Here is a 23018-nt window from a genome sequence, read left to right on the forward strand (position 1 = left end):
TATTAAATTAGCATTTATAGGAGGGAAGAGAAAGGGGAATGAAGATGGTGCTGAGGGTACGGGTAAAGTGCAAACTGGGGGCAGGGAACTTTCAATTGATGAATATCTAAAGCAACTTGATAAAGCAGAAGAAATGTATGAGTCCTTTAGAAAATCCAAAACTGATGTCCAGTCTATAGCTAAGAATACTGGAATGACCGAACAGAGACTACAAAGAATCAAGGAGCATCTATTTATCAAAGAGCATATAAAAGAACATGGAATTGGACGTTTTGAATCAGATTATCAAATTGCACAAGCTTGGGATAGGCTTCAAAAAGGTACTTATAACAAGAATGATATTGATTTATTGAATCATGAACTTTTTGAATCAAAATTTTAAGGAATATTCAAAACGGATTACAGGACCGCACATGATAAAACAGTTGAATCTGGGAGTCCTTGGTATCCACCTGAGGAGGAGTAAAATTGGCTTCGTATGTTTTATTATTAAAGGAATATGAAGATGATGATACTGTAGTTTATAAATTTGGACCTAATGAAGAGACTATGGGTAAAATAGAGTTAAATAAAATAACTAGGAAGTTTTCAGAGTTAGAAAGTTTACCAGGTCAAAATATTTCCACTAAGTTTTATTTTGATCGAGCGGCTCAAAGATTGGCAGTTTGCCTTGTAAGAGAAGGTGGCATATTTCCAGAAAAAACAGTTTTTGAATCATAGTAGCTACAAATAAAACCTTGATGGGTAGGAGCCTTTCCAGGTTTTATTATTAACTAAAAGGAATCATATTTGAATTAATAACTCATGATGGTAAGCAGAATTACTAGTATGGTTGCAGTGACACTTAAATAAATTGACCACACTTATTATTTAACCTTTATATACAAACGAGAATGACAAAGCTCGTTGTGATAAATGAGGAAAGTTTTATGTTAGCTAAACAATGAATATTGCTTAAGTGAAATTCATAACTCATGAAGGTTATACCATCATGGAGTATCGTTTTAAAAATTGAAAGGAATGAACAAGTGTAAGAATCGGGCGATAAGACATTTTATATGGCAGGGGTAGTTTGACATGGTATGGCTAACAAACTAACAAGATTGACAAAGCTCGTGGCGATAAACAAGAGGTAAGTTAAAGAATGTTCTTTTACTGCCTTTTGCCTATAAATTTTATGTTGTATTTTAACTAAAGACGGTCCTATAATTCTCGCTATTCGTTTAAAAAGCGTTACTCAAATTATGTAACGGGAGGATGGGAAATTGAAAGTTATTTAGTATGTATATACGTATCTCTCAGCGAGAGAGAAAATAATCGAGTAATGAAGGGAAGATACCTTTGGATACAGAACAATTATTAAAAATTTGTAGTGAATTAGGTATAAAACTTTTTGTTAGTGATACTTTTATACGAGAAAAAAAGGATACTATGAAAATTATAATCAAATAGAGAATAAAGCTGGTGAATGGCATTACTCCGAGATGAACTTTGAAAATAGGCTGTCTCCCGATAGAAAAGAAATGAAAAGATTTTATTACAAAGAGGAAGCGATTAAATATTTTTTTCTAAAGACTTTAAGAAAGTTCTATTCAAATAGAATTCATACGCCAAATAATCCAATAAGAAATATACTAACCTTCGAAGAAACCAAAAGATATTTCGATACTTTAGGCATTATGGAGGAATGTTATAGTTTTGATAAAAAGGCCACAATCAGTATTTGCTGAGAAGCTTAATGGTCAGATTGTAGTAAGTTATATCGACCAAGAAAATAAAATTAAATTTTCTACAATGCCCTTAAATATTGAAAGAGGTGTTTTTATAATGTACAGACTGACTTATTCTCTTCACTTACTTAAAATGGTAGAAAAGACATATATAGAAAGTGGAGTATTAAAAGGGAAATTTAACGATGAAGATATAGAGGTATTTATTAAATAAGACAACTTAATGTGGTGGTCGTAGGATATCTAACGAACACTTTTTGTAATTATATGAGAAAGAAATTTATAACATAGGCTACAATTAAAGCAGGTTTTCTAAATTAGTCAAAGCTTGTAAGGAACTTTCCCATATATGGGTGTAGACAAGTATCGAAACATTACATAAAAAGAGGAAATTAATAAATGAAGGTAAACCATATCTAACAGGATATGCAACGACTAAAAATGCAGCCGAAAGAATAATCGGAGACTCAAGAAAATTATTCGAAGGATTACAAGTAACACCCTATTGGGAAGATGGAACGAATGCTGCGGAATATAGAAATAGAATGATGAATGAGCTAGAAGGATTAAAATAGTAATAGGAGAAGAATGATGGGATTAAATGAAGGCAAAATAATAATTAATAGTAATAAGCTATACAATGGAATGAATAGCGAGAGCTTTATTTATACATTCTCATTTGATGTAAATAGCTATGTCAATGGCGATATTGAGAGATATAATTTTATAAATCCACAACTCATAGATGGGCTATCATTTTGGATAAGAATTGTATTTAAAAAGAAGTGTATATCATCGATTGAGTTGAAAAATGCCGACCCAAAATTAAAAAATTCTTATGACAATTGGGAAGATGATAAATTAGAATTAAAAAGAAAAAGTCATGATGAATGGTTAATAAATCAACTAGGACAACCGACTGAAAGAAAACGGGCAATTTTAAAATATGATTTTACTTGGGGGGAAGTATTATCCTATTATGAGCCAAGAGGTGGGGATACTGGAATAGCGATAAATTATCATAAACAGAATGTTTAAATTGTGTAGAAGTGCGTCATTTGATGATTTTGAAGTAACTTTAGGGGAATTTGCTTTTTGGTTTAATTATTATTCAGATGGCAGTACGTATATTAATAAATACTAATCATAACATTATGAGCTTTTTGAACTTGTTAGAGATAAAGAAAACAAAGTAGATGTATTTATAGATAAATATAAATCAGCATTGGTTTTATATTTTCTTTCAAAAAGTAGTTGAAGTATGAACATGTGATTCAATGTTCAAAAGAAGATTAAGATTGCAACATCATTAAATAGTATTAAAGAGATATTTGAAAAATTTTCTGATGGACTTTAAAATCTCTTAGACGAAATGAAAGGATTGGAAATTTATTTCTATTGTCTTAAATATAAACAGATATATATAACCAATGGAGGTAGAAAGAATGGAAACAATACATCGTGGAGATGGCTTTACAATTATTGAGAAAGATGGAGAATATCAAATCTCTTGGGCACAGAAACCATATAATGAGCCGGTTTTTTTTTTGAAGATAAATAATGGTGTGATAGGCACAAATATTCCTTGATCAGACCTGACCTAGATTTAGACAAAACAAATGCGAGAAACATACATTAGTTATCATTCTTCTAATTAATTTGAAACAGTATCTGGCAATACAGATAATAAAATGTACACAACTTATTGAGAAATTTAGAATTAGATAATAGGAAAGATGTTCCGGGACAATGAACCTGTCCCCATGTCCCGTTTTTAAAAATTTCAAAATGTTGATACTTAATTGATAACGCTTATATATACTTTCCTTGAAGTGATTTTTTCGATTATTAAAAGTGGGAGGGGAAAGAAATGCATGCTGTTTGGTTGGCTGTAATTGGGACAGTTGTATTCTGGTTAGGTTATCGTTATTATTCTAAGTTTGTTGCAGAAAAAATTTACCGCCTTGATCCTAACTATGTTACACCTGCACATGAATTTCAGGATGGAGTTGATTTTGTTCCAACGAAGAAATCTGTTTTATGGGGCCATCATTTTACTTCTGTTGCTGGGGCAGCACCAATTGTAGGTCCTGCGATCGCAGTTTATTGGGGCTGGCTTCCTGCACTGCTTTGGGTGCTATTAGGAACTGTTTTTGCTGCAGGTGTTCATGATTTTGGAACACTAGTATTATCTGTCCGTAACAAAGGGCAGTCAGTTGGAACACTAGCAAACAAGTTAATTGGGAAAAAAGCAAAGTTATTATTCCTCTTTATTATTCTCATCTTAGTACTTATGGTAAATGCCGTTTTTGCTTGGGTTATTTCAAATCTCTTTATTAAGTTTCCGGCAAGTGTCATTCCGGTCTTTATCGAAATTCCGCTAGCGATCTGGATTGGCTACGCTGTTTACAAAAAGAAAGGCAGTATGCTTTTACCATCAATTATTGCTTTAGCCGTTATGTATGGTTCAGCAGTTTTAACAAGTAAAATACCTGCCTTACAAATTGATTTAGTAAAATATTTCGGCGGGGCTGAAGCTAGTGTTGCTTTCGGGTTAAATGGTGTATCAATGGCTTTCTTTATTTGGATTATTATATTAATGATTTATTGCTATTTCGCTTCAACTCTTCCGGTGTGGAAACTGCTACAGCCAAGGGATTATATTAATTCTCATCAATTAGTTGTTGGTTTAGTGATTATGTACGCAGGGTTATTATTCTTAAATCCTGAAATTACAGCACCGATCACAAATCCGGATGCTGCAGATAAGTCTTGGTTTCCACTTTTATTTATAACGATAGCATGTGGAGCGATTTCAGGTTTTCACGGTCTTGTTTCCTCTGGAACTTCATCTAAACAATTGAATAAAGAAACAGATGCACGATTTGTTGGTTACTTAGGAGCGGTTGGAGAAGGGTTTTTAGCTTTAATTTCAATTATTGCCTGCGTAACCGTATTTTCAAGTGCAGGAGAATTTAAAGAAGCTTACAGTTCATTTGCAGCTGCAAATGGTGGAGGACTTGGTAATTTTATTGCAGGCGGAGCACAGTTGGCTACTGGAATCGGCATACCGGCTGATATTGCGGCTACCATTATTTCTGTTATTGTTGTTAGCTTTGCAGCGACAACACTTGATTCTTCTGTTCGATTAATGAGGTACATTATCGCTGAACTTGGAACAGAGTATAAATTGGATACTTTAACAAAACCACATGTGGCAACATCAATTGCTGTAGTTGCAAGTGCTGCTTTAGTTTTATTACCAAAGGGACCAAACGGATTTGGATCAGGTGGCTATCTACTTTGGCCTTTATTTGGAACATCCAACCAGCTTTTAGCAGGAATCAGCTTGCTGCTTATTTCCATCTGGTTAAAACGACTTGGTCGAAACTATCTTGTGTCCTTTATTCCAATGGTGTTTATTCTGTTTATGACAATATGGGCAATGATTCAGCAGGTTGTGTTTGAATGGTCAGGCTTAGGATCGACTGACATGAATCTTTTATTATTTATCTTCGGTAGTATTATCCTCGTGTTTGCGATTTGGATTGTGCTAACAGCTTTAAAAGAATTAACGAAAAAAGATCATAAAATAATTCAGGACTAGTATGTTGATAGGGGAACCTTTTCTGAGGGTTCCCTAGTTGGTTATAGATTATTAGATGAAAATATTAGATTAGAAAAAAGCAGGTGAGTACATGTGATAGGACTTTCCTCCATTAAGAAAATACTTCAGCTATATGACGATATTCTCTCTGTTCAACATCGAACGGAAATAGCAAGAGAACTTAGAGATGAAGATGATTTGTTTTTATTTCTTTGTTTATCGGAAACATTAGGTCTTCCAAATCCAGCGTTTTACTACACGCTTGAGCTTTATCCTTATATAATTGAAAAATTTCATGATTGGCACTTGCGAATGGGAATGGAGAAGTCTCCATTAGATGGAATACGATGTTGCTAGGGGGAAGCTAATGATTAAGGAAGAAAAAATCTTGTTTGTTGGTGGCAAAGGCGGTGTTGGAAAATCAACAAGTGCGGCAGCAATCGCCTTAATGCTTGCAAATCTTGGGGAAAAAACCTTATTAGTGTCAACTGATCCAGCACATAATGTTGGTGATATTTTTCACAAAACTCTTAAAAATGATCCAATTCAAGTGTATCCGGGTTTGGATGCGCTTGAAATTGACCCATCTATTGAAACAAGCAACTATATTAAAAAGGTTAAGGAAAACATACGTGGTGTTGTAAAGTCACATATGCAACAAGAGGTATACCGGCAGATTGATGCTGCAAGTTCGGCCCCAGGTGCTGAGGAAGCATCATTATTTGATCGAATTGTTTCCATTATCCTTGATGAGGGAGAAGCATATGATCGAATAATCTTTGATACAGCTCCAACAGGGCATACGTTAAGATTATTAACACTTCCTGAGCTTATGAGCGTGTGGATTGATGGAATGCTTGAGCGGAGAAAAAAACGAAATGATACCTATACACAGCTCTTGAATGATGGTGAGCCAGTCGAAGATCCTGTTTTTCAAGTTCTTCAACAACGTAAAATTCGTTTTCTGAATGTGAGAAAAATCCTTCTAAACAAGAATAAGACAGGCTTTATCTTTATTTTAAATCCAGAGCGATTATCAATCATAGAAACGTCTAAAGCTGTCAAAACGTTAGCTGACCATGATTTACATGTTAGCACTCTTTTTATCAATAAAATTCTATCTCAAGAAGTTGATGGAGACTTTTGGAAAAAAAGAAAGCAGAATGAACAAGATTACCTTTCCTGGATTGAAAAAGAGTTTGCGCAGCAGGATAAGCATTATATCCCTTTGTTTGAAACAGATATTAATTCTTTGGAACTTTTAAAAAGCTTTGCAACATTCTTGAACAACCATTTAAAAACAACATAAAGTGGAATGATTGATTGATGAGCGACAAAAGTACTGGAAGAGCGAGGATGGTGTCGTTCATAAGCGATATGAACGACAAAAGAAAAGGGGAGCTCTGGGGTAGTGTCGTTCATAGCCGGTATGAACGACAAAAGTAAAGTAATACACCTGTGCAATGTCTCTCATCACCCAAATTTATAAAAATCTTGAGTAGCAAATAAAACGTCTTTCACACAGCAAACGAGTTTAACGTAAAAATATTATGGTAAACTAAATAATCGATCATCCAAACCACATCTTTTTTTTATATAGAAAAATAGGATACACTAAATAAAAAGAAAAAAAGGAGGGAAACGTTTGGATCGTATAGACGAATACATTCAACAAGGAATCACTGGTCCTCGTGAAATCAATCCAGATGAACGAAGGAAATTTCTTGGCACCTTAAGAGAAAGAGTCGTTGTTGCCTTAACGCAATCTCAAGTTAGAGAAAAAGGCACCTATTCTGAAGTGGAAGAGTTGATGAAACAAAATAAAGAAGCGACATTATTTCTCAATGGAAAGATGAATTATACATATTTGTCTGACTATATTAAGCTTGCAAATAATGTTGGGAATAAGTATCTTATATCAACAGATAAAGAGCATGATACTGATTTAGGACTTGTTTTAGCCTATGATTATGCTATTGATAAGCAGAATATATACATAACAAAAAAAGAAAATTCACAAACCCCTGAACAAGATACTGATGAAAATCGCCTTGTTCAGTTTTTTAAGAAATTATTTTAAGCCAATACATGATGTGTTGGCTTTTTTCATCACTTTAGATGAAAACTGATTTTTCTAAATACTCAAAATTCAAATATCCGATTATAAGTGAATTTTTATGCGAATAGGATAGTAATAGGCATTAATATGCCATCAAGTAGGTGGGAGGGAATACTTGTGAGTCACATACAAGCAAATATGGCCGGCAGTGTATGGAAAATACTAGTCGAGGTTGGGGAAGAAGTTGTAGAAGGCCAAGACGTGGTAATTTTAGAATCCATGAAAATGGAAATTCCGATAAGCGCTGAAGAAAGTGGACGGATAAAAAGAATTAATGTAAACGAAGGTGATTTTGTCAACGAGGGTGATGTATTGGTTGAATATGAATAGAAAGGAGGAACTTTGGTGAAGTGGCCACAATCAGTTTCAATTAAGGAAGTTGGCCCTCGTGATGGCTTACAAAATGAGAAGAAATTTATTTCAACTGAAGATAAAATACAATGGATTAATCAACTTTCGCATACAGGATTATCTTATATTGAAATTACATCATTTGTTCACCCAAAGTGGATTCCAGCTTTAGCTGATGCGTACTCTGTTGCAAAAGGAATTAAACGAGTTTCAGGTGTAACTTATGCTGCACTTGTCCCAAATCAAAAGGGTCTTGAAATGGCACTTGATGCAAACATAGATGAAGTATCTATCTTTCTTTCTGCAAGTGAAACACATAATCGAAAAAACATTAACAAATCAATAAATGAGACTTTAACTATTCTTACTGATGTTGTACAAGAGTCTCTATCTTCCGGAAAATCAGTTAGAGGCTATATATCAACGGTTTTTGGATGTCCTTATGAGGGTCATGTTTCTGTACAGAAAACAATCCGTATTTGTGAAGAGTTATTTGAAATGGGAGTTTATGAAGTATCTTTAGGTGATACAATTGGTGTTGCTACTCCCAAACAAGTACAAGAAATTACCAACGAGATGTTAAAAAGGTTTCATTCGGATAAACTAGCGATGCATTTTCATGATACAAGAGGAACTGCGCTTGCAAATGTAACCGCTTCCTTAAATTTAGGGATTACTCGATTTGACAGTTCTATAGGAGGCCTTGGAGGGTGTCCTTATGCCCCGGGTGCATCGGGAAATGTCGCAACAGATGATCTACTATATATGTTAGAAGGAATGGAAATTGAAACAGGTTTATCTAAGGATAAAATCCACAATGCTGCTTTATTTATTCAAGAAAAAATTGGACGCTCATTAGCTAGTCATAGCCTACAAGTTTACCAAGCGAAGCAATCATAACTCTATGAAAATCTGAAAATGGAGGGAGCAAACGTGACACTTGAGAAATCCTTGCAAGAAAGGTTAGAAAAAATAAAAAAGGGTGGACCGGATAAATATCATGAGAAAAATAAAGAAAAGGGCAAGTTGTTTGTTAGGGACAGACTAGCATTATTATTTGATCAAGGTCTGGAAACGGAAGACGGACTGTTTGCTAATTGTTTAGATGAAACATTACCAGCAGATGGTGTTGTTACTGGAATGGGAAAAGTAAACGGTCAGACTGTATGTGTTCTGGCAAATGACTCCACAATTAAAGCAGGTTCTTGGGGAGCAAGGACAGTAGAGAAAATGATCAGAATTCAAGAAACGGCTGAAAAATTAAAAGTACCGCTGATTTATCTCGTTGATTCAGCAGGAGCAAGAATTACAGATCAAGTGGAAATGTTCCCAGGACGAAGGGGAGCAGGAAGAATTTTTTATAACCAAGTAAAGTTGTCCGGAAAAATTCCTCAAGTTTGCCTACTGTTTGGTCCATCTGCAGCAGGAGGAGCTTATATCCCAGCTTTTTGCGATGTTGTGATTATGGTGGACGGAAATGCCTCCATGTACCTCGGCTCTCCACGAATGGCAGAAATGGTGATTGGTGAAAAAGTCTCCCTCGAGGAAATGGGTGGAGCAAAAATGCATTGCACAACGTCAGGCTGTGGAGATATACTAGCAAAATCTGAAGAAGAAGCAATACAATTAGCCCGCAATTATCTCTCATTTTTTCCAGCAAATTATACAGAAAAACCACCACAATTAGATTTGACACCTCCAAAATCCTTTGAAAAAACATTAGAAGAAATCATACCTACTAACCAAAATGCACCTTTTAATATGTACGATCTTATTGAACGAATCATTGATGCTGATTCATTTTTTGAAATAAAGAAAAAGTTTGCTCCAGAACTTATTACAGGTTTTTGTCGTTTAAATGGTCAGTCAGTAGGTATTATCGCGAACCAGCCGCGTGTAAAGGGCGGAGTTTTATTTCATGATTCAGCTGATAAAGCAGCTAAATTTATTACATTATGTGATGCCTTTCATATTCCATTACTTTTCTTAGCTGATATTCCTGGGTTTATGATTGGAACAAAGGTTGAGCGAGCCGGAATTATCCGTCATGGAGCGAAAATGATTTCAGCTATGGCAGAGGCAACAGTTCCAAAAATATCGATTATCGTTCGTAAAGCATATGGTGCAGGTTTGTATGCAATGGCAGGTCCTGCTTTTGAGCCGGATTGTTGCTTAGCACTTCCGACTGCATCAATCGCTGTTATGGGACCTGAAGCGGCAGTAAATGCTGTTTATGCAAATAAAATTGCCGAGCTTCCTGAGGAAGAAAGGTCACGGTTTATTCAGGAAAAGCGAGATGAATATCGTGAAAACATTGATATTTATCGGTTGGCTTCTGAATTGATTATTGATGGAGTTATTCCTGCCAACTCACTAAGAAATGAGTTAATTACACGATTTGATCTTTATCGTTCAAAGTATGTTACTTTTTCAACACGTAAGCATCCTGTTTATCCCGTATAAGCATCAATCGCTCAAAACACAAGAATAGAGGGGATTGAAGAAAAAATGAATTTTGACTTATCGAAAGAGCAAGAGATGATTCGTCACATGATTCATGAGTTTGCTGAAGAACAAGTGGCCCCGGAAGCAGATGAAAGAGACCGTTCGGGGGAATTTCCAGAGCAGATTTTTCAACAGTTAGCAAAATTAGGGATGATGGGTCTACCGTTTCCTGAGCAATATGGTGGTGGTGATGCTGACACAATTAGCTTTGCCATTGTTGTTGAGGAGTTGAGTAGAGTATGTGCTTCAACAGGTATAACGTATTCTGCGCATATTTCGTTAGGTGCTGCCCCAATATTTATGTTTGGAACAGAACAGCAGAAAGAAGACTATCTCACACCATTATGTAAAGGTGAGTACTTAGGTGCCTTTGGCTTAACGGAGCCAAACGCAGGCTCTGATGCAGCAGGCACTCAGACAACAGCCTTATTAAAGGAAAATGAGTGGCAGCTTTCTGGTTCAAAATGCTTTATTACAAATGCAAGCTATGCAAAAAATTTGGCCATCACAGCTGTAACAGATCGAACAAAAGGGATAAATGGTATTAGTGCCTTTCTTGTCCCAACAGACTCTGAAGGATTTACGGTAATAGCTAATTACGAAAAAATGGGGTTACATGCATCAAATACAACAGAATTAATACTAGAAGATGTTACGATTCCAAAGGAAAATCTCCTTGGTGTTGAAGGAAACGGATATAAACAATTTTTGGCTACGCTTGATGGAGGAAGAATAGGAATTGGTGCAATGGCAGTTGGTATTGCGCAGGGTGCTTATGAGAAAGCTCTTCAATATGCAAAAAATCGTACCCAGTTCGGTAAAAATTTATCAAAATTTCAGGCGATTCAATTTAAACTCGCTGACATGGCAATGAATATTGAGGTTGCTCGAAATATGGTATACAAAGCTGCATGGCTTAAAGACAAAGGAAGAGGATTTAAAACCGAAGCGGCCATGGCAAAGTTATTTTCTTCTGAAATTTGTATGAAAGTATGTGATCAGGCGATTCAAATTCATGGTGGATACGGCTACATGAAGGAATACCAAGTAGAAAGGTTTTTCCGTGATGCAAAGTTATTAGAAATTGGTGAAGGAACGTCAGAGGTTCAACGAATGGTTATCGCAAAGCAAATTGGATGCTAATGATAAAAATGGAGGTGTACTTCATTTGTTCAAAAAGATACTTGTTGCAAATAGAGGAGAGATTGCTGTTCGAGTTATGAGAACATGCAAAGCATTAGGTATTACAACGGTTGCCATTTATTCTGAGGCAGATCAGGACGCTCCACATAGACAATTTGCTGATGAAGCATATTTGGTAGGTGGACCACGTGTGGCAGACAGTTATTTAAAGATCGATACTATTATTGAAATTGCAAAAGAGGTGGGTGCTGAAGCTATTCATCCCGGCTATGGACTATTATCAGAAAATCCAGAGTTTGCTAGAAAATGTGAAGAAGTGGGACTTATTTTTGTTGGACCGTCTCCACAGGTAATTGCTAGCATGGGAAGTAAAATTGAAGCACGTAAAAGAATGAAACAAGCTGGAGTACCAGTTGTTCCTGGTATTTCAACATCTTTAACAAATTCAGAACAAGCAGTTAAGGTTGCAAATGAAATTGGTTATCCAATCATGTTAAAGGCCTCTTCTGGTGGCGGTGGAATTGGAATGCAGATTGTTAGAAATGATGAAGAAATGGTAAAGGCTTTTGAAGGAAATCAAAAAAGAGCCATTGTATTTTTCGGCAACGGAGAGATGTATGTGGAAAAGTACATCGAAAACCCAAGACATATCGAAATACAACTTTTAGCAGATAGCAAAGGAAATACTGTGTATCTATGGGAACGAGAATGTTCGATACAAAGAAGACATCAAAAAATCGTAGAAGAAGCTCCATCAACGTTTGTAGATTATCAATTAAGAAAAAAAATGGGGGAAACCGCTGTTCAAGCAGCAAAGGCGATAGGCTATCAAAATGCAGGAACAATTGAGTTTTTAGTAGATGAAAACAAAAACTTCTATTTTCTTGAAATGAATACAAGGTTACAGGTCGAGCATCCTGTAACAGAAGAAATTACCGGAATTGATCTAGTTGAAGAACAGCTGCAGGTGGCAGCAGGAGGATTGTTGCGTTTTTCTCAAGAACAAATACCTCTAACTGGACATTCCATCGAAGTTCGAAACTATGCTGAAGATCCAAAAAACTTTTATCCCTCACCTGGAACGATTACTTCTCTTTCCTTGCCAGAAGGAGATAAAATTAGGCATGAGCTCGGGGTACATGAGCAATCAATCGTAACACCCTACTATGATCCGATGATTGCAAAATTAATAGTTAAGGGAAAAGACCGTGCTGATGCGATCATAAAACTTCAACTTGCATTAGCTGAATACCAAGTTGAGGGTATTAAAACAAATATTCCTATTCTTAGAGAGATTGTTGAACATGCTGCATTTCAATCTGGTGATACAACAACTAACTTTCTAGCAAAAAACTTTGGTCGGTAGGAGAAGATGTATCGATGAATAACAAAGCAATCATAACAGTTATAAATGAAGGTATCTTAAAGATTGAATTAAATCGCCCTAAAGCAGCAAATGCATTGTCTATTAATATGTTAAAAGAGCTTCAAGAAGCTTTTGAGCTTGCTAAATACGATCAAAATATTAGATGTATTGTGATAACGGGAGCTGGGAAAAAAGCATTCTGTGCAGGCGCAGATTTAAAGGAACGTTCTGAAATGGATGCTATTCAAGTAAAGAAAACAGTATCTTTGATAAGAGAAACAATAAATGAACTAGAAGCTTTACCACAGCCTGTTATTGCAGCAATTAATGGAGCTGCATTTGGTGGAGGGTTGGAGCTTGCTTTAGCATGTGATATTCGAGTTGCTTCCCGAACTGCTAAACTTGGATTAACGGAAACATCACTTGGAATCATTCCTGGTGCAGGGGGAACGCAAAGATTGCCTCAGTTAATAGGAAAAGGAAAAGCAAAGGAATTAATTTTCACTGCTAGAAAAATAGACGCAGAAGAAGCGCTCCAAATAGGCTTAGTAGAATATGTTGAAGAGCCTGAGAATGTAGGAAGTAAGGCAATTGAGATTGCCAGGGAAATTGCTCAGAACGCTCCAATTGCTATTACGCAAGCGAAAAAAGCGATTAATGAAGGGTATCATGTTAACCTAACAACAGGGCTAAGTATTGAGAGAGCAGCATATGAAATGACCATCCCAACAAAGGATCGATTAGAAGGGTTAAAGGCATTTAAAGAAAAGCGAAAACCGCATTATATAGGAGAATAAGAGGAAAACAGGACAATGTTTGATGTCCTGTTTTTTAATTAAGTAGATAATATTATTATGTAAACTATACAGTTTTTTAACGTAACAGTTGGTGAAATGGAACTTCTATAAATTTTGTTAATAGTCAGTTTATTTTCGCATTGCGTTTCATTTGAGGAAAGTGATATATATAGGATGATGTAAATTTAGAATGGAGTGACACCACATGGTAGAAAGTAATCCAATACTGAAGAAACTACAATTTAAAGATAGTGGACAACCAGTTCTGATAATGAATCATCCTAATTCCTACAATGAAGTTATTTCATCCTTTACAGGAGACGTTCATAACGAAGCTAAAAGCGATGAGTATGATTTTGTACAGATTTTCGGTACAGCAAATGATCAGTTAAAGTCACTAGCTAAAGAAGCAGTACAAGCTGTTAAAGAAGATGGGTTACTTTGGATTTGTTATCCAAAAAAGTCATCAAAAACATATAAAGGATCGGACTGCAGCCGTGAAACAGTTGGTAGCTTATTAGCTGCCGAGGGATATGAACCGGTTCGGCAAATAGCCATAGATGACGATTGGTCAGCTTTACGGTTCCGTAAGGCTGAAAAGATAAAAAAGATGTCACGTAAATTTGCTGTAACTGACGAAGGAAAGCAGCGTACTGAGCAAAATTAATAGGGAAAAGGGTAAAAACAAGGGACGTAGAATATAGTAGTAAAGGTACCTTTTGGAAAGGGGAGTTTTCATGTCAACATATACTTCGAGAAAAGATGTTCCGATTGAGGAAAAATGGAATTTAGATGACCTTTATTCAGACCTGAAAGATTGGGAGAAAGACTACAGTACAATTAATGAAAAAGTAGATGAATTAAAGCAATTTGACGGAAACATTCATGACGGCCCATCACTTTACTCATTTTTAAAGAAAAAGGAAGAAATGTCTTTTACCTTTAACAAGCTTTATGCTTATGCGATGTTAAAGGTGGATGAAGATACACGGGAAACAAGTTCACAATCGCTGCTAGAACGTGCTAAACAACTGAGTATAAAAGCTGGCTCATCAACTTCTTTTTTTATGCCATTTCTTTTGAGTTTAAAAGAAGAAACATTAAAAGAATACATAACATTAGAACAAAAGCTTGAGTATTTTGAGGAAGACTTATGGGAAGCTTTTCGGTACAAAAAGCATGTACTAAGTAAAGAGCAAGAAGAAGTGATTTCAAAGCTTGGTGAAGCTCTATCTTCACCAAGTCATACATTTGGCATGATGAACAATGCTGATATCAAGTTTGGAGAAGTAACAAGCGATGATGGTGAAAAAGTTGAGTTAACAAGAGGCATGTATGCAAAATTAATCGAGGATGAAAATCGAGAAAAACGTAAAGAAGCATACAAAGCATATTATAAACCATATCTGCAACTCAAAAATTCTATCGCTTCAACTCTGTCATCAGCTATTAAAAACAATGTCACAATGGCAAAGTTACGAAACTATCCTTCTGCTTTAGAGAAAGCGTTATTTGGTGATAATGTTCCTAGAGAAGTATATGAAAATCTTATAGAAACAACGAAGCAAAATATCTCTTCTTTGCATCAATACTCTAGGCTACGTAAGCAAAAATTACAACTTGATGAACTTAGACAATATGATTTAAGTGTTCCATTAGTAAGTGGTGTAAAGCAAGAAATTTCATATGAAAAGGCATATGAAATCATGTGTGAAGCTCTTTCACCATTAGGGGAAGATTACATCAAAACACTAAAGGAATTTAAGGAACACCGATATCTTGATGTGAGGGAAACACCAGGTAAGCGCTCGGGTGCATATAACCTTGGAGTTTATGGAGTTCATCCGTATATTCTTTTAAATCATCAAGACAATTTGGACAGTTTGTTTACTTTGGTTCATGAATGCGGTCATGGTGTTCACAGCAAACTTAGCTCGTTACATCAACCACAAATCACAGCCCGGTACAGCATATTTGTTGCAGAAGTTGCTTCTACTGTTAACGAAGTACTATTAATTAACTACCTTTTAGATAAAGAAGAAAATCCAGATATACGAAAGCATCTGGTTAATCATTTTATTGATCAATTTAAAGGAACATTTTTTACACAAGTAATGTTTGCAGAATTTGAAATGAAAACACATGAAATGGCAGAGAAGGGAATGCCACTAAATGTAGAAGTCTTTAATACAACATATGAGGGGTTGTTCCGTGAATATTACGGAGATGATGTTGTGTTTGATGAAGAGGTAAAATACGGCTGGTCAAGAATTCCACATTTCTACCGTCCTTTTTATGTGTATAAATATGCGACAGGCTTTGCTTCAGCCATTCACCTTGCTACAAAAATTTTAGAAGGTGATGAAAAAACATTACATTCTTACTTGGAATTTTTAAAAAGTGGAAGTGCTGATTATCCATTGGAATTATTAAAGAGTACCGGTGTGGATTTAACTGCACCATATCCGATTGAAAACTCATTAAAGAAATTCAAGGAACTTGTTGAGGAATTTTCTGCTTTATAATAAAAAACAGAGAAGACGTTTGTGCGTCCTTCTCTGTTTTTTATTTCTACGAATAATCAAAGCTAAATTCTCTTCACTAGAATAGCCTCACGCATTTTCTTTAATGCTTCTTTTCCTTCATTGCCACGTTTTAATAAAATATTCACATAAAGAACATCAATTAGCGTTAGTTGTGCGATTCGAGATGATAAAGCTTCTGAACGATATTCGGTTTCCTCAGACACTGTATAGAGAGGAATATCAACAGCTGCACTTAACGGAGACTTAGCATAATTGGTAATTGCGATCATTTTCGCTCCTGTGGATTTTACAACATTCAAGATATGAAGAATATCTTTCGAAGAACCTGAATGAGATATAAAAACGGCGCAGTCTTTTTCCGTCATTTGCGATGCTGCCATTAGCTGGAAGTGTGTATCAATAACAGAGTGAACCTTTAAGCCTGTTCGCACCAGTTTGTGATAGGCATCAAGGGCGATAATGCTTGAACCGCCACTTCCAAAAAATTCAATTGAATTTGCACTAATCATGCAATCAACAGCTGCTTGTAAATGTTCCTCATTTAATACAGATAATGAATCTTCAATCGTCTTTATATTTGATCGAAATACTTTTGAAGCCACTGTATCAACCGTGTCACCTTCTGTTACTTTTTCATGAATATCCTGAATAGGGGAGACAACTTCGGATGCAAGGGCTATTTTCATCGCTTGATATCCTTTATAACCAAGTCGTTTACAAAAGCGAAAAACAGTTGAATCGGCAACCTCTAAATCTTCTGCTAATTGATTAATGGATGAATGAATAATTTTATTTGGGTTTTTTAAAATAAAATCGGCAATTTTTCTTTCCGTTACACTGAACTTTGGATAGAGCTTGCGAATCGTGACTAAACAAGGTTCCTGAGCTTTTTTCATAGATCTTCCCTCCTGATAGGGCTTTCTTTTATTATACTAAATTTCACAAAAAAGAAAAAATATTTTTCTGGAATCGCTTGCAAAAAGAATTTTTTTTCATATAATAAAGATATCAAGAAAATTTATTCCGTAAACAGTTAGGAGAAATACACATGCAAATAGGAATGATAGGCTTAGGAAAGATGGGATATCAGTTATCTCTTAATTTAGTAGATAAAGAGTATGATGTTGTAGCCTTTGATGTTAATGAAGAATCTATGAAAAAAATTTCCTCAATGGGAATACAAACAGCGAATTCAATTCAAGAGCTGGTTCGTAAACTATCAAAACCAAGAACCGTTTGGATGATGGTTCCAGCTGGAGAGGCAACACAATCTGTTTTTGAACAATTGCTTCCCTATTTAGAAGAGGGAGATCGAATAATAGATGGTGGTAACGCCCACTACAAAGATTCATTAAGAAGAAATGAAGAGTGTGAAACGAACGGAATTTATTTCTTTGATTGTGGAACAAGTGGTGGCGTAGATGGTGCTCGTAATGGAGCTTGCACAATGATAGGTGGAAATGAAGAGGTTTTCAAAGAAATTGAACCGGTTTTCAAAGACATAACGGTTGAGAACGGTTACCTTTATTCTGGGAAAGCAGGAAGTGGTCATTTTCTGAAAATGGTTCATAACGGAATAGAATACGGAATGATGCAAGCGATTGCGGAAGGATTTGATCTTCTTGATAAAAGTCCATTTGAGTATGATTACGAAAAAGTCGCAAGAGTTTGGAACAATGGATCTGTTATCCGTTCTTGGTTAATGGAGTTAACGGAAAATGCATTTTCTAAAGATGAAAAGCTTGATGGAATCAAAGGAATCATGCATTCATCAGGTGAAGGGAAGTGGACGGTAGAAACGGCACTTGATCTTCAAACTGCTGCACCTGTTATTACGATGGCATTAATGATGAGATATCGTTCGCTTGAAGATGATACGTTTACAGGTAAGGTTGTCGCGGCACTTCGTAATGAATTTGGCGGACATGCTGTAGAGAAAAAATGAATTTTTTTCAATAATTAGGAAGACTAAGAAGACAGCGTTTTAAAAACAGCGCTTTCTTCTTACCCCATAAAAGTAAGGAAGGTAGTGTTCTAGATGTCAGATCAAATGTTAATTTTAGTGGCATTAGCAGGAATTTTTCTATTGTTATTTTTAGTTATTCGTACCAAATTACACGCATTCGTTGCGTTATTATTAGTCAGTTTAATCGTAGGTATTTTAGCAGGAATGCCTTTAAATGAAGTTGTGACCTCGATGCAAAACGGTATGGGTGGAACCCTTGGATTCGTTGCAGTCGTTGTTGGTTTAGGTGCAATGTTTGGGCAAATGCTTGAAGTTTCAGGTGGAGCAGAGCGTTTAGCACAAACACTTGTTAAGAAATTTGGTGAAGATAAATCACAATGGGCGTTAGGTGTTACAGGTTTCCTTGTAGCGATCCCGGTATTCTTTGATGTTGGATTTATCATTTTAGTACCAATTGTTTATGGTTTAGCAAAGAAAACAGGAAAATCTTTATTATACTATGGTATACCATTGTTAGCAGGACTAGCAGTAACACATAGCTTTATTCCTCCAACACCAGGTCCTATTGCTGTTGCTGATTTAATCGGTGCTGATCTTGGTTGGGTTATCTTATTCGGTACGATTGCAGGTATTCCTGCGATGATCATTGCTGGACCACTTTTTGCAAAATATATTTCGAAAAAATTACATGTTGTTGTTCCGGATTATATGAACTTAGAAGAAATTGAGTATGACAAAGAGTTACCTAGCTTTAAATTAATTGCTTCATTAATTATGATTCCACTTGTATTGATTTTACTCAATACGGTTTCAGGAGTATTATTAGAAGAAGGAAATATTGTACGTTCGATTCTTACATTCCTAGGACATCCTTTCGTAGCATTAACAATTGCAACGATCCTAACTTTTGTCTTCTTAGGAACAAAACGTGGATATTCTCGCCAAGAAGTACAAGATATCGCGACAAAAGCATTAGAACCAGCGGGTATTATTATCTTAGTAACAGGTGCTGGTGGGGTATTTAAGCAAATCTTAATTGATTCAGGTGTAGGTCAAGTTCTTGGTGATATGATGGCAGGTTCTGCTCTACCACCAATTTTGTTAGCGTTTTTAATTGCAGCAGCAGTTCGTGTTGCCCAAGGTTCTGCAACCGTTTCAATGGTTACAGCAGCAGGATTAATGGCTCCACTTATCGAAATCTTAGGATTACAAGGACCTGTACTTGGATTACTTGTTATCGCGATTGCATCTGGTGCAACTGTACTATCACATGTAAACGATTCAGGTTTCTGGTTAGTAGGACGTTATTTTGGTATTAGCGTAAAAGACACATTAAAATCTTGGACTGTTATGGAAACATTAATTGGTTTAGTTGGTGTAACAGTAGCGTTAATTTTAGGAGTGTTTATTGGATAATAAAGGATAAGGGACATAAGGGACGACCATACCGGTTTTCCCTTTTCTCTCATTTAGGAGGATATTGCTATGGGTAATTATATGATGGGCGTTGACATTGGTACAACAAGCACAAAAGCTGTACTTTTTAATGAAGAAGGAAAGGCTGTTAGTCGATTTGGTGTTGAGTATCCCCTTTACACACCTACACCAGCAACAGCTGAACAAGATCCAGAAGAAATTTTTCAAGCTGTTCTTACAGTTATGAAAAGCAGTTTGTTAGAAGCAAATGTTTCAGGTGAGCAAGTTCGCTTTGTATCCTTTAGTTCTGCCATGCATAGTTTAATAGTTGTTGATGGAGAAGGACAACCGATAACAAAGTCCATTACATGGGCTGATAACCGCAGTGCAGAATATGCTGATAAATTAAAACAAGAACATAATGGACATGAAATCTACTTACGTACAGGCACACCGATTCACCCAATGTCACCTTTAGTTAAGCTGCTTTGGTTAAATACTGAACATAAAGAGTATTTTGCACAAGAAAACAAGTTCATTTCGATTAAAGAGTATGTTTTTTATCGATTATTTGGAGAATATGTGATTGATTATTCAATTGCTTCTGCAACCGGGATGTTTAACCTTGAAAAGCTGGATTGGGATGATGAAGCACTTGAGATTGTTGGTGTAAAAAGAGGACAATTATCAAAACCAGTAAGTACAACTGACAGTATTAGAGGCTTAGATCCGGAATTTTCAAGGTTTACGGGATTACCTGTTGATACTCCATTTATTGTTGGAGCAAGTGACGGGGTGCTTTCAAATCTTGGAGTGAATGCCATTGAGCCAGGTGTTGTAGCAGTAACAATTGGAACAAGTGGGGCTATTCGTGCTGTAACAGATCGCCCTGTAACAGATCCAAAAGGAAGGATCTTCTGCTATGCGCTAACAGATAAGCACTGGGTAATTGGTGGACCTGTGAATAATGGTGGCATGATTTTTCGATGGGTGAGAGATGAATTAGCAAACGCAGAGGTAGAAACAGCTAAAAGGCTAGGGAAAGATCCTTATGATGTGTTAACAGAAATTGCGGCTACAGTTGCTCCTGGATCAAACGGATTAATTTTCCATCCATATATGGCAGGAGAGCGAGCTCCTCTTTGGAATGCAAATGCACGTGGTTCATTCTTTGGTTTAGGCTTGCATCATAAAAAAGAGCATATGATTCGTGCAGTCCTAGAAGGTATTATGATGAATTTATACAGTGTTCTGCTTGCTCTTGAGGAATTAATCGGAACTCCGACTCGTGTACAAGCAACAGGAGGGTTTGCTCGGTCAGTGTTTTGGCGACAAATGCTAGCCGATGTTTTTGACCAAGAAGTTACAATTCCAGAAAGTTTTGAGAGCTCATGTTTAGGTGCAATTGTGTTAGGAAAATATGGTCTTGGAGAAATTGAGTCTTTAAGTGAAGTGGAAAAAATGGTAGGATCACTTCATTCACATCAGCCGAATAAAGAAGCAACTGCTGCTTATCGCGAACTCATGCCAATCTTTATTCGCTTACCGAGATTACTTGAAAACGAATATAACGCAATTAGTGAGTATCAAAATAAATTTTAATAAAACTGTATGGCGTGTAAAGGATGTATGACCTTTACACGCCTTTTAATATATTTAATAGAGGAAAAAAAGGAAGATATGTGGAATATCAATTAAAAACAACTAGGAGGAGTTTTATTATGTCTCATTTATCTTTAACAACCTGGAGTCTTCATCGAGAGCTTGGTCCATTACGCTGGACATACTGGGATGATATAGAGAAAACACAAAAAACACGTATAGAACAACAACCGGAAAATACTAAATTAGTGGGATTACCATCTATATTGGAAAAACAGGGCTTTAAATCACTAGAAGTTTGCCACTTTCACTTTAAAAATACCGAAAATGAATACCTCGTAGAATTGAGAAATGCTTTTAAAAAATCAGGAATAACCTTTCATTGTTTATTATTGGATTATGGTGATATTAGTTCTCCAGATGATGAGCGAAGAAAATCAGACATAAAATTTATAAAAAAATGGATTGATATCGCTGAGAAGGTAGAAGCAAAAAGTATTCGGGTAATTGGTGGAGAAGCAAACCCGAGTGATACAGCAGCATTAGAACGGTCAATGGATAGTTTTCAACAATTAATTGATTACGCTGAGCCAAAAGGTGTTCGCGTTGTAACGGAAAATTTTAAATCGCTTACATCAACTAAAGAAAATTGTGAGAAACTCATTAGCTCATTCAATAAGAAATTAGGATTAACAGTCGATTTTGGAAACTTTGAACAAGGAGTTAAATTTGACTCGATTCAAGCTTTAGTTCCTTTTGCAGAGTCTATACATGCAAAAGCGAATTATGATCATAATGGTTTAATAGATAAAGAAGAATTTGAAAAGTCATTACAAATTTTAGCAAACTGTGATTACAATGGTCCGATTACGTTAGTATATGACGGTCCGGGTAATTTATGGGATGGAATAAATGAAGTCAAAATGATAGCTGAAAAATATTGTGACTAAATGTTTGTTAGGGCCGGAGGGATTAACTTGAAGTGTGCTTTGGTTATAGGTGGTTCTGGAATGTTAACAGACGTTTCAATTCTATTAGCTGAAACTGGCTATCTTGTATATGTAGTCGGAAGAAGTACTGAGAAAATGAACAATTTATTAAAAAAATCAAATGACAACAAAAATCTTATACCTGTATTTATTGACTATTCAAATGAGCAAAGCTTGAATAAGAAAATAGATGAAATCATCCAAGAAAACAATACCATTCATTTAATTGTAGCTTGGGTTCATTCATATGCTGAGCATGCCATTCAATCAATTATAAACGGAATACCGAGTACATCTGAATCATCTAGATTTGTCCATGTACTTGGCAGTCGCTCGAACTTAGATAAAATAAAGACAGAACTGACAATTCCTAATCACTGTTTTTATAGTCAAGTGAAATTGGGGTATATGAAGCAAGACGATGAAAAACGATGGTTGACACATGAAGAAATTTGCAACGGTATTATAAAAGCAATCAATAATAAGAAAAACGTTCATGTTGTAGGAATGTTAAGTTAATCACTACTATATTCAAATATGTAAGGAAAATGAAATAAATGCCTATAACGCTTACTCCTTTATTGAATAAAATATAACGACTATAGGGGTAAAGGAGTGGGGAAAATGTCTAAAAGAAAAGAACAAGTGATTAAGGTTGATACATTAGTTATCCACGCGAAGGAAGTAAAAGTGGTAGAAGATCGTGACAAACATGATGACTACAGAGATGATGATCGTTATGAAAGAAGAAGAGATCCTTGGGGAATGTTCTGGGGAAGAAGACCAGTTGTAGATGTTGAAGAAGACCGAGATGATTACAAAGAAGACGATAAATAAAAAACATCAAATAGACGGGGAAACTCGTCTTTTTCTGTGAAAAT

23 protein-coding genes and 1 pseudogene are annotated in these 23018 nt (G+C 35.8%); 23 read left to right on the forward strand and 1 reads right to left on the reverse strand.

What is annotated here, in order from left to right:
• From COD11_RS27795 to pepF, 17 genes and pseudogenes are all read left to right on the forward strand, one after another.
• Positions 1-382 (forward strand): annotated as a pseudogene (locus COD11_RS27795) (T7SS effector LXG polymorphic toxin); the annotation flags it as partial.
• Between the two features lie 86 nt (positions 383-468).
• A complete protein-coding gene (locus COD11_RS24790; protein ID WP_098799561.1) occupies positions 469-720 on the forward strand; it encodes a hypothetical protein in 252 nt (83 codons plus the stop codon).
• A gap of 978 nt (positions 721-1698) precedes the next feature.
• Positions 1699-1944 carry a hypothetical protein gene (locus COD11_RS24795; RefSeq protein ID WP_098799562.1) on the forward strand — a complete coding sequence of 82 codons (246 nt, stop codon included), beginning with the start codon at positions 1699-1701 and terminating at the stop codon, positions 1942-1944.
• Between the two features lie 377 nt (positions 1945-2321).
• Positions 2322-2768 carry a hypothetical protein gene (locus tag COD11_RS24800; RefSeq protein WP_098799563.1) on the forward strand — a complete coding sequence of 149 codons (447 nt, stop codon included), beginning with the start codon at positions 2322-2324 and terminating at the stop codon, positions 2766-2768.
• Between the two features lie 407 nt (positions 2769-3175).
• On the forward strand, positions 3176-3319 hold the full coding sequence (locus COD11_RS27155) for a hypothetical protein (protein ID WP_176551239.1): 144 nt from the start codon (positions 3176-3178) through the stop codon (positions 3317-3319).
• A 281-nt stretch (positions 3320-3600) separates the two neighbouring features.
• Complete coding sequence (locus COD11_RS24805) at positions 3601-5337, forward strand: carbon starvation CstA family protein (RefSeq protein ID WP_098799564.1); 1737 nt, start codon at positions 3601-3603, stop codon at positions 5335-5337.
• Between the two features lie 96 nt (positions 5338-5433).
• Positions 5434-5694 (forward strand): cory-CC-star protein, encoded by a 261-nt coding sequence (locus tag COD11_RS24810; protein ID WP_379051989.1) that lies wholly within the window; start codon positions 5434-5436, stop codon positions 5692-5694.
• Positions 5695-5704: 10 nt separating this feature from the next.
• Positions 5705-6646 (forward strand): ArsA family ATPase, encoded by a 942-nt coding sequence (locus tag COD11_RS24815; protein ID WP_255301705.1) that lies wholly within the window; start codon positions 5705-5707, stop codon positions 6644-6646.
• Positions 6647-6982: 336 nt separating this feature from the next.
• Positions 6983-7417, forward strand: coding sequence for a YueI family protein (locus COD11_RS24820; RefSeq protein ID WP_098799567.1), 435 nt, complete (start codon positions 6983-6985; stop codon positions 7415-7417).
• 126 nt (positions 7418-7543) lie between these two features.
• Positions 7544-7786 carry an acetyl-CoA carboxylase biotin carboxyl carrier protein subunit gene (locus tag COD11_RS24825; RefSeq protein WP_483296314.1) on the forward strand — a complete coding sequence of 81 codons (243 nt, stop codon included), beginning with the start codon at positions 7544-7546 and terminating at the stop codon, positions 7784-7786.
• A gap of 15 nt (positions 7787-7801) precedes the next feature.
• Entirely contained in the window at positions 7802-8707 is a 906-nt protein-coding gene (locus tag COD11_RS24830; protein ID WP_218012761.1) for a hydroxymethylglutaryl-CoA lyase, read from the forward strand.
• 18 nt (positions 8708-8725) lie between these two features.
• On the forward strand, positions 8726-10270 hold the full coding sequence (locus COD11_RS24835; RefSeq protein ID WP_098799570.1) for an acyl-CoA carboxylase subunit beta: 1545 nt from the start codon (positions 8726-8728) through the stop codon (positions 10268-10270).
• A 45-nt stretch (positions 10271-10315) separates the two neighbouring features.
• On the forward strand, positions 10316-11455 hold the full coding sequence (locus COD11_RS24840) for an acyl-CoA dehydrogenase family protein (RefSeq protein ID WP_098799571.1): 1140 nt from the start codon (positions 10316-10318) through the stop codon (positions 11453-11455).
• Between the two features lie 25 nt (positions 11456-11480).
• On the forward strand, positions 11481-12821 hold the full coding sequence (locus tag COD11_RS24845; RefSeq protein WP_098799572.1) for an acetyl-CoA carboxylase biotin carboxylase subunit: 1341 nt from the start codon (positions 11481-11483) through the stop codon (positions 12819-12821).
• Positions 12822-12835: 14 nt separating this feature from the next.
• The gene (locus COD11_RS24850) at positions 12836-13618 is read left to right on the forward strand and encodes an enoyl-CoA hydratase (protein ID WP_098799573.1); all 783 of its coding nucleotides are present in this window, start codon (positions 12836-12838) and stop codon (positions 13616-13618) included.
• A gap of 205 nt (positions 13619-13823) precedes the next feature.
• Positions 13824-14285, forward strand: coding sequence for a DUF3052 domain-containing protein (locus tag COD11_RS24855; protein WP_098799574.1), 462 nt, complete (start codon positions 13824-13826; stop codon positions 14283-14285).
• 70 nt (positions 14286-14355) lie between these two features.
• Positions 14356-16143, forward strand: coding sequence for an oligoendopeptidase F (pepF, locus tag COD11_RS24860; protein ID WP_098799575.1), 1788 nt, complete (start codon positions 14356-14358; stop codon positions 16141-16143).
• Between the two features lie 62 nt (positions 16144-16205).
• Here pepF and COD11_RS24865 read toward each other — a convergent pair whose 3' ends face one another.
• Entirely contained in the window at positions 16206-17060 is an 855-nt protein-coding gene (locus tag COD11_RS24865) for a MurR/RpiR family transcriptional regulator (RefSeq protein WP_098799576.1), read from the reverse strand.
• A gap of 152 nt (positions 17061-17212) precedes the next feature.
• Here COD11_RS24865 and gnd point away from each other — a divergent pair, with 152 nt between their 5' ends.
• The 6 genes from gnd to COD11_RS24895 all read left to right on the forward strand — a co-directional run bounded on the left by gnd (position 17213) and on the right by COD11_RS24895 (position 22974).
• A complete protein-coding gene (gene gnd, locus COD11_RS24870) occupies positions 17213-18109 on the forward strand; it encodes a phosphogluconate dehydrogenase (NAD(+)-dependent, decarboxylating) (RefSeq protein WP_098799577.1) in 897 nt (298 codons plus the stop codon).
• 93 nt (positions 18110-18202) lie between these two features.
• Positions 18203-19546, forward strand: a complete 1344-nt coding sequence (locus tag COD11_RS24875; RefSeq protein ID WP_098799578.1) for a GntP family permease — start codon at positions 18203-18205, stop codon at positions 19544-19546.
• Between the two features lie 63 nt (positions 19547-19609).
• Complete coding sequence (gene gntK / locus COD11_RS24880; RefSeq protein ID WP_373995124.1) at positions 19610-21148, forward strand: gluconokinase; 1539 nt, start codon at positions 19610-19612, stop codon at positions 21146-21148.
• A gap of 119 nt (positions 21149-21267) precedes the next feature.
• On the forward strand, positions 21268-22098 hold the full coding sequence (locus COD11_RS24885; RefSeq protein ID WP_176551240.1) for a sugar phosphate isomerase/epimerase family protein: 831 nt from the start codon (positions 21268-21270) through the stop codon (positions 22096-22098).
• 27 nt (positions 22099-22125) lie between these two features.
• Positions 22126-22656, forward strand: a complete 531-nt coding sequence (locus COD11_RS24890) for an SDR family NAD(P)-dependent oxidoreductase (RefSeq protein WP_176551241.1) — start codon at positions 22126-22128, stop codon at positions 22654-22656.
• Positions 22657-22761: 105 nt separating this feature from the next.
• Entirely contained in the window at positions 22762-22974 is a 213-nt protein-coding gene (locus COD11_RS24895) for a hypothetical protein (protein WP_098799582.1), read from the forward strand.
• Positions 22975-23018: the final 44 nt, after the last annotated feature.

This window comes from Bacillus sp. AFS040349 (genome assembly GCF_002577655.1).
Lineage (GTDB): Bacteria > Bacillota > Bacilli > Bacillales > Bacillaceae > Metabacillus.